The organism is Bacillus sp. FJAT-50079 (genome assembly GCF_018343515.1).
GTDB lineage: Bacteria > Bacillota > Bacilli > Bacillales > Bacillaceae_C > Lederbergia.
Genome location: NZ_JAGYPD010000008.1, coordinates 109,055 through 121,895, shown reverse-complemented (window position 1 = coordinate 121,895; position 12,841 = coordinate 109,055). Strand labels below are relative to the sequence as shown.

Here is a 12,841-nt window from a genome sequence, read left to right as displayed (position 1 = left end):
GGATGAGGTGTAGAAATGGAGGAAGTTTTTGTAGGGAAACAACCTATATTGGATGTGAACGGTGATCTTTTTTCGTTTGAGTTGCTGTATCGAAATAGTGATAGCAATGCTTTCCCGGATGTTGATCCCGAAATGGCGACAATCGAGGTTATTGTGAATACGTACTTGTCACCAGGCTTTGAACAAATTGCCGCAAAGAAAACATTTATTAATTTTACAGCTACGCTTCTTGCAACAGATATTTTTGATACCCTTGATCCTGATCGGGTTGTCATTGAGATTTTAGAGGATGTAGCCATGACACCTGCGCTTTTGACAAATCTCAAGAAATTGAAAAGTATGGGATTTCAACTTGCACTGGATGATTTTATTCTACAATGGCAACACATCCTATACCCAGATTTATTTCAAACGATTGATTATATCAAGGTGGATTTTCTTTCCACTACCCAGTCAGAGCGGTCCGCAATAGAAGCATTGAAATTCAAGTACCCTCACATTATCCTGCTGGCTGAAAAAATAGAGACGACTGAACAGTTCGAATTGGCGAAGTCTCTAGGTTATGAACTTTTTCAGGGGTATTATTTTGCAAAACCTGGCATCGTTAAAGGAGCAAAGTTACCTTCGGATACTTTACTCTACTTTGAAATTCTTAAACTATTGGACAAAGAGGAGCCAAACATTGAGGAGATTGCGACATTGATCATGAGGGACATCTCATTGACTTATAAATTGCTAAAGCACTTAAATACGTATGCGTTTGGGTCTTCAATAAAAATTACCTCTATTCACCAAGCAATTGTCAGAATGGGATTAAAGGAATTTAAGAAATGGATTCAATTTCTCATCATCTACCAAAAAAGCTCAAAGGGTCTGGATGGGCGGATTAAAGTGCTTGTGAATTTTTCTTTGACAAGAGCGAAAATATGCGAATTGCTTGCTGCGCGAAGCGGGAAGTACAAAACGGATGAATACTACATGCTAGGCATGTTTTCACTCATCGACTTGATATTAAAACAGAACCCAACAGATATCTTTCCATTACTACCTGTATCCCAGGAGGTTATTGAGACATTAGGCGACCAAGAAACCGAAATGACCCCTTACCTTCAAATAGCAGAAGCCTTGGAACGTTTGGATTATAGGGATGCTGTTCAGCAAGCAGAACGATTGGGAATAAGTAGGAAGGAACTGAGCGAACTTGCGTTAAAAGCAGCAGTTGTTTGACTTAGGGAAGACAATCAACTTATCATTTTATTGGCATCTTTAACTGAATTATAGTCAGTTGATAGTTTAAAAGACATCTTCTGAACTAATTAAAGAAAAGGATTATTGGTGGTAAAAAATGCCCGCATTTTGACCGGAAAATAAATACGGAGGTCTCTTACTAATGCTAATTATCGAGAGACTTCCGTATATTTCGACCGTTGTCACGAAAGATTTACCCAATCAATTATCATCGTTTTTAGCTAAACTACCAAGTTTTCTATAAATCGTACTTCTGTGGATGCCTAATTTTTTAGCTGCTTTTGACACATTTCCTTCGGACTCATTAAGCACAGCAAGGATCGTATCTAATTCCTGCTGTTTTAAAGATGGCATTTTTGATATTGAATCTTGATAAAGAGGGAGCGACTCAGCAACTTGTTCAGTCTTCCATATTTTAGAATGATGGGGCAAGCTTGCTTGTTCGTTCATTGTTCTATTTTCAAACCATTCATCTGGTAAATCTGCAAGCGTGAAAAGATTCTCTTTTGCCCTTATGACCATTTTATAAGCAAGATTCCTTAGTTCACGTACATTACCTGGCCAAGAATACTTTTCCAAAACAGCTAAAACGGGTTTATCAACTTTTATTTGTGGCCGTCCCAGCTCTGCGCAAGATTTTTTTAATAAGTGATCTAAAATGATTGGAATGTCTCCTGTTCTTCTCCTTAGCGGAGGCACATGCAAGGAGAGAATATTAAGCCGATAATACAGATCTTTACGAAATTTGCCCGCTTCGCAAGCTTCTATTAAATCACGATTTGTTGCCGTAATTACTCGAACATTTAGCTTAATTGGTTGCCTTCCGCCAAGACGAACGATCTCTTTTTCTTCAAGAGCTCGTAACAATAGTACTTGTAAATCTAATGGCAATTCTCCAATTTCATCTAAAAAGATTGTACCACCTTGAGCTTGTTCAAATTTACCAGGTTGCCCCCCTTTTAAACTGCCTGTAAACGAACCTTCCTCGTATCCGAATAGTTCACTTGCTGCCAGTTCTTTTGGGATGGCTCCACAATTAACCGCAACAAAAGGATTGGATGACCGAGCACTAGCTGAATGAATGGATTGAGCTAATAATTCTTTTCCTGTACCACTTTCCCCTGCTATCATCACAACTAAATCTAAGTTTGCTATTAAACGGGCCTCTTCAATCATAGATAAAAATTCTTTAGAGCGACCAATCATACTTGAAAAAGAATATTTTGTAACATTTCTTGTGCGATTTGTTAAAGATTTGATTGGCGAAATCGCGTAGACGATAAATCCTATCAATGATTTTTGCACGTAAAAAGGAATAGATTCAAACACCCAATCTCCACTTCTCTCTTCGGATTTCCATTTATACGGTTGCTCTACTGCTAAGGCTGTATCGTTTAAGATCACGAGTTGGTTCTTTTCGTTTACCCAGTCATTTTCATAGAATAAAGAAGAGGCTTTAATGACTTTATGTCCACGATCAAGTACAGCGATGATATCTCCCCGCCCTTTTCTTATTCTTTCTGAAAAATGCTCTAGTAATAAAAAGTGCTCCAATTTCAGCTTATTAAGAAGATGTTGTTCAATCGTCTGAGCCATGAAAAGGACAGCTGAGAGAGAGTGGGGATGTACTCCGTCCCAAATACCCGTTATGTTAATAGCTCCTAAAATCTTTTTTGTCGCAGGGTCTTTAATCGGTGATGCTGAACAGACCCAATTATGTACGGGTTGACAAAAATGCTCACTAGCAAAAACTTGAAAAGGGGAACCGATTGCAAGCGACGTTCCCATCCCATTTGTTCCAACATGTTGTTCAGACCAAGAAGATCCCACAATGAAATTCATTTCTTCAGCTTTCTCTTTAAGTGATGGATCCCCATCAATAGATAATATTTCTCCATAGGGATTGCAGAAGGTGAGTAAATATCCTGAGTCTACGGTTGACTCTTTTAATCTAATAAGCAGAGATTCTTTGGTGGAATAAAAGGGGTTGATCGATTGATATTCTTGAACTTTGTCTTCACTTAAACGAATAGGAGCCCTTCCGTGAAGAGGATGTACTCCATGTTTTAAAGAGCGTTCCCATGATTGATACGTTAAAGATCGTACCGTGGAAGGTGAATTTTCACCAGATACAAACTGTTCCCAAGCTTTTTCAATTTTAACTCTTTCTCTTCCAGGGGAGGAAGAAGCACCTAATGGTACAAATGGATATTTCATATGATTATCATCCTTTTTAAAATAATGTAAATATGTCTTACCTTCACAACGAAAATTCCATGTGTCGCATATTGCTTCATTAATGTTCCTAATAAATACATTGTCGCATATTTCACCAAAAATGATCAATTGAAATAACTGAATATTAGTTATATTAAAAATACATTTTGTGTTTTGTTTGAATTATGTAATTAATAAAGATTCGTATAGCCTCAATGTTTAGCACGAAGTATCAATGACTAAGACTGAAAATAAATCCCTAGTTTTAATATATTAAAAGTTTTTGGCATGATAATTGCATTGTTAATGATAGTGACTATTCATTTAAGGGGGAGAATAAATGTATAGAACAAAAGATGGTGAAGAAATATTTGTTATTGATTCCCATGTCGCAATTTGGGACGCAAGCAAGGAAAATCAATTAAACGTTCATGGTGAAGAATTTATTGACTGCTTTTATGATTATCATCAAATAAGTCCAGATGAATATATCTGGGCGAAAGACCATTTTTTGAAATACGATCCTGAAACCTTAGTGGAGGATGTCATCATCAATGGATATTCTGACATGGCCATTTTCCAACCAGTCATGCTTAGCGAATTTTATAAAAATGGATTCGCCAACTTTCATGCTGTTGATGAAATCTTGAAGAAGCATCCAGATCGTTTCATTTGCAATGGTTTATTTGACCCTCGTCATGGTGATCGCGGATTAGCAGATCTAGAAGTACTGGTGAAAAAGTACAATACGAAGGGAGTCAAACTTTACACAGCTGATTGGTATGGAGATTCAAAAGGATATAAGCTTTCTGATCCTTGGGCATATCGTTATTTAGAAAAGTGTCAGGAATTAGGAGTGAAAAATATTCATGTTCATAAAGGACCTACGATTCGACCGCTGAATCGGGATGCTTTTGACGTCGCTGATGTTGATGACGCAGCAAGTGCTTTTCCGGAACTAAACTTCATTGTTGAACATGTTGGGTTGCCTAGATTAGAAGATTTTTGTTGGATTGCTAAACAAGATAAGAATGTGTATGCAGGGTTATCGGTGGCAATTGCTTTCATTCATCAACGTCCGCGTTATTTTGCAGAAATAATTAGTGAATTGCTGTATTGGCTTGGTGAGGATCGTATTCTTTTCGGAAGTGATTATGCTATTTGGGAGCCAAAATGGATTATTGAAAAATTTATTGATTTTGAGATACCCGAAGATATTTTAAAGGAAACAGGTGTGACATTTGATCTAAATGTGAAAAAGAAAATTTTAGCAGAAAATGCAGCAAAGCTATATAACATTGATATTGATGCTCAAAAAGAAAAGCTGCGTCATTGTGAACTGGCTTCTAAAGTTATTTCATCACCAGAAAAAGTACTAAGCTGAGCCATTCATTAGTTGATTCACAGGGAGGTGTTACTTTATGAACAAAGAAAAACAAGTCTACGAGAGACTTGATAAAGTTTATGATCCTGAATTAGATCAACCTCTAACTGAATTAGGATTTATTGATCGAACGATCATTAAGGATGATCAAGTAGAAGTGATTTTTAGGTTACCAACATACTGGTGTTCTCCAAACTTCGCTTATATTATGGCGGAGGATATAAAGAAATACGTATCAGAATTACATTGGGTAAATCAAGTAACAGTGAATTTAATCGACCACTGTGCATCGGATGAAATTAATCAAGGTGTCACTGATGGTAAGCGCTTTAGTGAATCTTTTGGAGGGGAGGCGGGCGGAGATCTTGAAGAAGTTCGAAAGACATTTCAAATAAAGGCGTTTTATGCGCGACAAGAAAAAATGATTAAACATTTACTCTCAGAAAATATGCCAAAAGAAAGGATCATCACTTTATCCTTTGACGAGCTAAATGGGATGGGACTTTCAAAAGAAGGACAACAATTAAGAGAAAGATATGTAGAGAAGAAAACACAATTAAATCAATCAACCTATGCATTCCCAACTCCAGAGGGAGAAGCATTAAACAGAGATGAATTTGAAGATTATGTACGTAATTTAAAACGAACGAGATTGAGTATGGAATTTAATGGACATTATTGCAGGGGTTTACTAGAGGCGCGCTATAAGTTGCCGTCGAATGAAGACAAATTGGTAAAGAATTAATTGTATACGATAAAAATATAAAAGGAAAAGGTGATGGAAGATGAGTAAAAATGTATTAATCGTAACTGGTGACGCAGTAGAGGCTTTAGAAGTGTTTTATCCATACTATCGCTGTATTGAAGAAAATATCAGTTGCACGATTGCATCTCCAACAAAAAAGAAGCTCCAAACCGTTGTTCATGACTTCCTAGAATTGGAGACATTCACGGAAAAACAGGCGTATCTCATTGAGTCACATGCTTCTGTGGACGATATTAATCCAGCTGATTATGATGGTCTTATTATCCCGGGAGGACGTGCTCCTGAATACATTCGTATGAATAAAAAAGTGCAAGAAATTACGGCTCATTTTCTAAAAGAAAATAAGCCATTGGGCGTCATCTGCCACGGTCAGCTGGTACTTACAACAGTTCGTGAATATATTAAAGGGCGAGAAATGACCGCTTATACAGCATGTCGACCAGAAGTAGAAGCAGCTGGAGCAACGTACATTGAAGAATTGCTACACGTCGATGGAAACATTGTTTCAGGACATGCCTGGCCAGATCTTCCAGGCTTTATGAGAGAATTCTTTAAATTGCTAAAGGTAGAAAAAGGGATAATGGTGTAATCCGTTCTTTGGATTAATCAACAATCACTAGCTTGCTAATCGTTTTAAAAAGTATATCGTTAAAAAAATCAAAAGCCTTCTCTCATGCAGAGAGGGCTTTTCTGCATGGGGGTTTTGGTTTGAATGATCGTTCGACCCGTTTTTGAGGTGCTTTTTATCTGCATCTTTCACTTTTCGAAAACAACGATAATAAATCCATACCTCCCATCTTCTGTCTATTTACCAGTCATCAATTTTAATTAAGATAATTTCATTTTATAAAAGCCAAATCACCCAATCGATTGTCTAATAGGTAGAAATTATTAAGATAAAGTGACTGGAGGGAAGAGAGTGGATTTATTAAAAATCTAACTTCGAAAGGAAGAAAATTCGTTACAATTATAATAAGAAGCATTTGAACGTGTGGTTATGCACTGGAAGGTTGCAAGTGAAATACCATGTTCAAACCTAATGGTAAGTAGTGCAGTAAACGTAGCAAAACTTTGGAGAAAAACCATTAACATTTACTTCTAGAGTAAAGCTGAGGTGATTGTGATCGACAAGTTAGTGAAAAAGGCGCAAAAAGGGGATGAAAGAGCCTATATTACCCTTTTTCAACAATATAAAGTAGATATTTATCGGATGGCATATGTCTATGTTAAAAATCAGGAAGATGCGCTAGATGTTGTGCAGGAGACAGCTTATAAATCATTTAGCCAAATTAAAACATTGAAAAATCCAGAGTATTTTAAAACATGGTTAATCAGAATTGCGATTAATACTGCCATCAGCCATCTAAGAAAGGAAAAAAGAGTCGTTCATTTAAACCCAGAATATGCCGAATCATTTCCTGCAAAGGGGAGTGATGTTTCTCTTCAAATCACCCTTAAAGATTTGATTGAAGAATTAAATGAAGATGAAAAAAGTGTTGTACTGTTAAAGTTTTATCAAGACCATACGATTAGAGAAATTTCAAATCTATTAGACATGCCTTTAGGGACTGTGAAAACCATTTTATATCGTTCTTTGGCAAAATTACGCATGCAGATGAAAAGGGAGGATATTTATGAACAATGAAATTAAGCGTGAAATGGAAAAGATTGAGATTCCTAAGGAGCTTGATACAAGGGTAGAAATGGGGATTAAGAGAGTGAAACTAGATGGACAGAAAAATAAAAAGTATCCTAGATGGATCATTGGAGCAGCGGCTTCTATTATGATCATGGGAGCGACTTTTCCAATTTACGGTTCTTATATCGCTGATGCAACCGATACATTAATAGGGAAAATTTTTGGTTCGGATAAACAGGAACAGATTTTAGAAGTTTTTCCAGAGGAAGAGGCCCATGCGTATTTCAAACAAATGGAACGGCATCTGGAACTGGCAAAAGAGCATCTCTCAGCGGAAGAATTTGAAGATTACAGCCAACTGATGAAGGACATGACGGAAATTTCCATGGAAAGGGCAAGTAATCCGAATGCTGATTGGGAAGAGTTAGACAATCGATCAAACGAAATCCAGAAGGAAATAGATAAGTATGGAATTGGCGCGCTGACCATTCATACGTTGGAAGAGGCTCAGGCGATGGTCAATTATCCGATCAAACGACCGGCATATATACCGGATGGCTATGTGTTAGTGGAAGAAAGAGCGCAAACATCTGAGGAACATGTTGGGGAAGATCCGGTGGTTGTATTGCAATATCAAGAAGAACAAGGAGAGTTTAATTTCTATACGACCACAGAAAAAATAGATAAGAGTAAAGAGGATGAATTAAAGAGCTATGACCATATTGATTCGTATGAGCTAGATGGCTATGCTTTTGAACATGCTTATGGATATAAAAACGGCTTGGGAAATGTGCAAGGGATGAAAGTCATAGTACCAGAAGAAGGCTATGAAATTATTATGCATGCAGCTATGTTATCTAAGGAAGAGATGGAAAAGGTATTGCTGTCAATGGTTGAATAGTGATAATGGAAGTTGTTCCAAGTTCCATTCTTGATATCTGTGTGGCGGACGCATTTTGATAGAACAGCAAAAAGTATTCTTGCCTAGCTAAATTACAGGCAAGAATACTTTTTTATTGTTAACTGCATATATTAAGGAAATAGCAGTTACGTGTAATGATTAATACACTTTATTGTTATTTGAAACAGTATAGGGGATACAAATTTTTATTCTTTATCATAGATTGAATAAATGGTTTTATGATAAAGCTCATGGAGCTTCGCTTTTTCAGCTTTAGCTTCCTCAACATCGATAGAGAGAGTTTGTCTAACCCCGGAAAATTGTTCAAGTGTGATTAGTTCTCCAGAATATGGGTTAATGGTAGCTGAATAGCCATCATTATCATCATAAAAAGTGACGAACCACTTGATGGGATCTACTGGTGTGTTGTCCTCGGCAAGTTTTATATCATACGGTAGACTACTAACGTCTTTTGTATCTTTTAATGCATCGATTGCTATTCCTAACGCTATTTTCTCAGGTATTCCTTCTGTAATACCTAGTTGGCTTAATTCATTGGATGAATCGGTTATTTCTTTTGAGGCTACATCTTGTTCAATTGTGCTTGCTGGTTTTGTTTTGATTCCAGAATCATTAGAGGTTGCAGCCAGTACTGAAGGAAAGATTAAGCTATTAAATACGAGAACACCGCTAAAAGCTAGCCCTGTAATGACTCCCCCGATCATATATTTTTTCTTTTTCAATAAAACATCCTCCATTCATTTGAAATGTCGTATCCCTTACAATAAATAGAATACAAGGATAATGTTTTCAAGTTGCTATTAAGTTGTTATAGAGTTGTTAAAAATAATCCGTACCGTTGTTCCTTGCTGGGATTGAATAATTAATTTTGCACCGTGATAGTCAGCTATTTGAGCAACGATACTTAACCCTAACCCAGCACCTCCGAAATCACGGGAACGGGATTGGTCCACACGGTAAAATGGTTCAGTGATTTTTTCAATCTCTTTTTTATCTAACCCGTAGCCATTGTCTATTACTTCTAAAATAGGGTACTCTTTGTAATATGCTTTGACGAATATAACTTCATTATCAGCAGACGCCCTTGCGGAGTTCTCCACTAGATTGATAAGGAGAGACAACAATAATGCTTCGTCACCCCTCAACCACTTTATATTTGTTATTGTTTCTAAGTTAATATTTCTCTTTTTTAAAATTGGTGCCATGATCGTTTCTAAAGAAGAAAACAACCCTTCAATATTAACCTTTTGCAAGTTAATCGTTTTTCCGCGTATGTATGTTAAATCTAATAGTTTTGTAGACAAGCTTTGTAATCTTTTTGCCGCTTCGTTTAGGTGTCCAGTTGCGATGATCCGCTGTTCCTCGTTTATCATCGCTTTTTGAAGATATTCAGAATATCCCAAAATAGAGGTTAGGGGAGTCTTCATTTCATGAGTAAGATTATCAATAAATTGCTGCTTGCTTTCAGAAGCCTTTGTTAGTTGATTTACCTTGTCTTCAACGGAGTCAGCCATAATATTAAAAGTGTGCCCAAGCTCTCCAAGCTCATCTTTCCTGTCTATATTGACCCTTTTATGGTAGGCTCCACTTGCAATCTCACTAGTGATGACAGTTAATTTTGTTAACGGACTTGTTAATCGTTTTAGAAGTAGGAAGATTGATAATGCCAATATGATGCACACAACCACACTCACTATAACAAATACACGACTGATCGAAAAAAGAAAGGAATCTAACTGGCTAATATCACGAGCATAGACAAAGGTTAAATGTGGATAGGAAGAAAATTTTGAAGCGACAAATAAATATCTTTCTTCTTCTATTTTACTTGTATGTATGTTGATATTTTCTTTAGCTTGAATATTTAATAGATTATCATCGAAATTCGGAGTATTAGAAAAAATTTTTGTATTGCCATTATATAGCGCAAGGTAAACATTTTGAGTTTCATAATAATTTGCAAGCGGCTTAATAATTGAGATGAGTCGCTCCTTACTATAAGAGGTATCAGGAAAAATTTCATTAGCGTTTGTAATGCTATTCTCTAAGGAGGATAAAATAACTGCTTGTTCTCGGATGCTATTATCTTCTTCCCTTTGCAGATTATAATTATAAGAGGAAGATACCAGCACAAAAGCCGCAATATCAAATAAAGTGATGAAAATGACAAGGGTACTCAAGAAAATTTTCTGCCAAAATTTCATTTTTGTACCTCCAGTCGATAACCAAACTTATAAATTGTTTTTATATAATTTTCTAATTGCAATTTTTTTCGAATTTTTGTAATGTGAACATCCACTGTACGAGTATCTCCGAAATAATCATGCCCCCAAGCTAAATCTAGAAGCTGTTCACGTGATAAAGCTAGATTACAATTGTTAATTAGTACTTCTAAGAGTTCAAACTCCTGATTGGTTAAGCTTACCGTTTTTTTATTGACTGTGACCACATGTTCATCCAAATTAATCATCGTTTTTCCAATAGTATATTTTCTTTCAACAGGTTTTGAACGACGCAATACGGCTTCTATTCTAGCTAGGAGCTCTAAAGATTCAAACGGTTTTACGATGTAATCATCGGCACCTAATTTTAGCCCCTTTACCCTATGGGAAACGTTATCCTTTGCGGTGACAAAAATTACCGGTATATTATTAAACTTGTTTTGTTCCATAAGTGAGAACCCATCTATATATGGAATCATTACGTCGAGTAAAATTAAATCAGGTCGCCAATTGTCTAAAATATTTAGGGCTTCCTTTCCATCAAATACTTGTTTACACTCATATCCCACTAAATCTAAGTTCATAAAGATTAAATTGTTAATTGCTTGATCATCTTCGACAATGAGTATTTTTGCCAATTGGATCCCCGCTTTCAAAAGTATTCAACGATTAAAAAAGTAAAATAAGGTGTAATCGCTTTTTAAAACTATATAAGTTAAAACGAATAATACAATACAATGGGAGAGGTAAAAGCCGTTGATTTACATTCCAGGTGACGCTTTCATATTAAGTCAGCTTAATATCCTATTGAATTTTAGAGAACTTACTTTACATTATATCATCGACCAATCGCATTAGAGGCTATCTGTGTTATGTCAAAATGTGCCTTAATGATGCAGCAAAATGCAATACTTAGACATATGCCTCCTAAGCTTAGCTTTTCAATGACTCTATACGCTTTGAGTTTTGAGATTTCATTTTTTGATGATTATCTATTAAGCTATTAGTAAAACTTCGTTAATCCTAAGTATTGTAAAGCGAAACATGTTCCATTAGTAAGTATATTTTCTACAAATTTAAACTCAATAAACATCCGACAAAAAAATAGATTCGTAGTTGACTTTTAACTTTAATTCACATATTATGAATTAAGGATAAATACAACAACGATCACAAAGGAGATTTACAAATGAATGTTTTAGTAGTAAAAGCAAATAATCGTCCAGCTTCAGAAGCTGTTTCAAGTAAAATGTATGAAACTTTTATGGAGAATATCGAAGGTGTTAACGTAACAACGTATGACGTTTTCGCGGAAGATATGCCTTATCTTGGCCAGGATTTATTCAATGCTTTCGGAAAATTAGAATCAGGCGAGGAATTGACTGATATCGAACAACGTATTTTAGCGGCAAAACAAAAAGCAATGGATGCATTAACAGCAGCAGACATCGTTGTCTTTGCATTCCCATTATGGAACTTAACAATCCCAGCTAAATTACAAACATTTATCGATTATGTTTACCAAGCTGGTTACACATTTAAATATGACGAGAATGGTCAAGCAGTACAATTAATGACTGACAAAAAATTTGTTGTTTTAAATGCACGTGGCGGCGTTTATTCAACTCCAGAAGCAGCACCAATGGAAATGGCTGCGAACTACATTAAAAATGTTGCTGGTGGCGTCTTCGGTATGGAATTGATTGACGAAGTGATTATTGAAGGTCATGCAGGAGCACCAGATCAAGCAGAAGCAATCATTGCTGAAGGCTTAGAGAAAGTAAAAGCAGTAGCAAAAGAATTATCAGCCGTATTGGTTTAATATTTGTAAATTAAAAAGCATTTGTTCGTTATTTTTACGAACAAATGCTTTTTTTGTATGGAAGGAAAAGAGAATTCCATTTTAATCGATCATACCTATTGTTTTTAATCGATATATCGATTAAAATTAACGATATGATTAAGGGGGAGATATCGGTGAAAAGACGGAGAGGGTTTATGCAAATTGCGATTTTGCATTTACTTAAGGAAGAGTCGATGCATGGGTATCGAATTATGAAGGAATTAGAAGAGCGCGCGGAAGGCTTTTATTCAGCAAGCGCTGGTACGGTTTATCCGGCTCTTCAAGAAATGGTTGAGCGCGATTTAATCGCTCTTGAGTCAAAAGAAGATAAAAAGATTTATTTTATAAAAGAAAATGGAATAGGGCGGTTAGAGGAGTACAGCAAAAAAAGTGAGGGTGATTTTTGGAGCGAATGGAAAGCACGTTGGGTTTGGCAAAGCTCAGAAGAGGCGATTCAACTAAAAAATGTGATCGATGCATGGGATATTGAACTTAAAAAGGCAATCAAGGAAGTAAGAAGGAATCCGGAAAACTCTGCCAAACTGATTGCTTTTATGGAAGAAACGATTAAGCGTTTACAGAAAGAAAACCGATAGGGGG

General features: G+C 36.1%; 12 protein-coding genes. 8 read left to right on the top strand and 4 right to left on the bottom strand.

Annotated features, from left to right (window positions below):
- Nucleotides 1-15 precede the first annotated feature (15 nt).
- Nucleotides 16-1,227, top strand: a complete 1,212-nt coding sequence (locus KHA95_RS20565; protein ID WP_213139452.1) for an EAL and HDOD domain-containing protein — start codon at nt 16-18, stop codon at nt 1,225-1,227.
- 222 nt (nt 1,228-1,449) lie between these two features.
- Here KHA95_RS20565 and KHA95_RS20560 read toward each other — a convergent pair whose 3' ends face one another.
- Nucleotides 1,450-3,465 (bottom strand): sigma-54-dependent Fis family transcriptional regulator, encoded by a 2,016-nt coding sequence (locus KHA95_RS20560; RefSeq protein ID WP_213139451.1) that lies wholly within the window; start codon nt 3,463-3,465, stop codon nt 1,450-1,452.
- 340 nt (nt 3,466-3,805) lie between these two features.
- Between KHA95_RS20560 and KHA95_RS20555 the strand changes: the two genes are divergently transcribed.
- The 5 genes from KHA95_RS20555 (at nt 3,806) to KHA95_RS20535 (ending at nt 8,155) form a co-directional block, all read left to right on the top strand.
- Nucleotides 3,806-4,849, top strand: coding sequence for an amidohydrolase family protein (locus tag KHA95_RS20555; protein WP_213139450.1), 1,044 nt, complete (start codon nt 3,806-3,808; stop codon nt 4,847-4,849).
- Between the two features lie 37 nt (nt 4,850-4,886).
- Nucleotides 4,887-5,594: an iron-sulfur cluster assembly protein gene (locus KHA95_RS20550; protein ID WP_213139449.1), complete on the top strand. Its 708-nt coding sequence runs from the start codon at nt 4,887-4,889 to the stop codon at nt 5,592-5,594.
- A 40-nt stretch (nt 5,595-5,634) separates the two neighbouring features.
- Nucleotides 5,635-6,204 carry a DJ-1/PfpI family protein gene (locus KHA95_RS20545; protein ID WP_213139448.1) on the top strand — a complete coding sequence of 190 codons (570 nt, stop codon included), beginning with the start codon at nt 5,635-5,637 and terminating at the stop codon, nt 6,202-6,204.
- Nucleotides 6,205-6,735: 531 nt separating this feature from the next.
- Nucleotides 6,736-7,260, top strand: coding sequence for a sigma-70 family RNA polymerase sigma factor (locus KHA95_RS20540; protein WP_349305509.1), 525 nt, complete (start codon nt 6,736-6,738; stop codon nt 7,258-7,260).
- Entirely contained in the window at nt 7,250-8,155 is a 906-nt protein-coding gene (locus tag KHA95_RS20535) for a DUF4367 domain-containing protein (protein WP_213139447.1), read from the top strand. The genes KHA95_RS20540 and KHA95_RS20535 overlap by 11 nt, the downstream gene beginning before the upstream one ends.
- 206 nt (nt 8,156-8,361) lie before the next feature.
- Here the strand turns inward: KHA95_RS20535 and KHA95_RS20530 are convergent, their stop codons facing one another.
- The 3 genes from KHA95_RS20530 to KHA95_RS20520 form a co-directional block, all read right to left on the bottom strand.
- On the bottom strand, nt 8,362-8,898 hold the full coding sequence (locus KHA95_RS20530; RefSeq protein WP_213139446.1) for a hypothetical protein: 537 nt from the start codon (nt 8,896-8,898) through the stop codon (nt 8,362-8,364).
- A 78-nt stretch (nt 8,899-8,976) separates the two neighbouring features.
- A complete protein-coding gene (locus KHA95_RS20525) occupies nt 8,977-10,380 on the bottom strand; it encodes a sensor histidine kinase (RefSeq protein WP_213139445.1) in 1,404 nt (467 codons plus the stop codon).
- Nucleotides 10,377-11,036, bottom strand: coding sequence for a response regulator transcription factor (locus KHA95_RS20520; protein WP_213139444.1), 660 nt, complete (start codon nt 11,034-11,036; stop codon nt 10,377-10,379). Before KHA95_RS20520 ends, KHA95_RS20525 begins: the two co-directional genes overlap by 4 nt.
- 551 nt (nt 11,037-11,587) lie before the next feature.
- Between KHA95_RS20520 and KHA95_RS20515 the strand changes: the two genes are divergently transcribed.
- Together KHA95_RS20515 and KHA95_RS20510 are read left to right on the top strand one after the other, a co-directional pair.
- A complete protein-coding gene (locus tag KHA95_RS20515; RefSeq protein WP_213139443.1) occupies nt 11,588-12,220 on the top strand; it encodes an FMN-dependent NADH-azoreductase in 633 nt (210 codons plus the stop codon).
- Nucleotides 12,221-12,375: 155 nt separating this feature from the next.
- The gene (locus KHA95_RS20510) at nt 12,376-12,837 is read left to right on the top strand and encodes a PadR family transcriptional regulator (protein ID WP_213139442.1); all 462 of its coding nucleotides are present in this window, start codon (nt 12,376-12,378) and stop codon (nt 12,835-12,837) included.
- Nucleotides 12,838-12,841 lie beyond the last annotated feature (4 nt).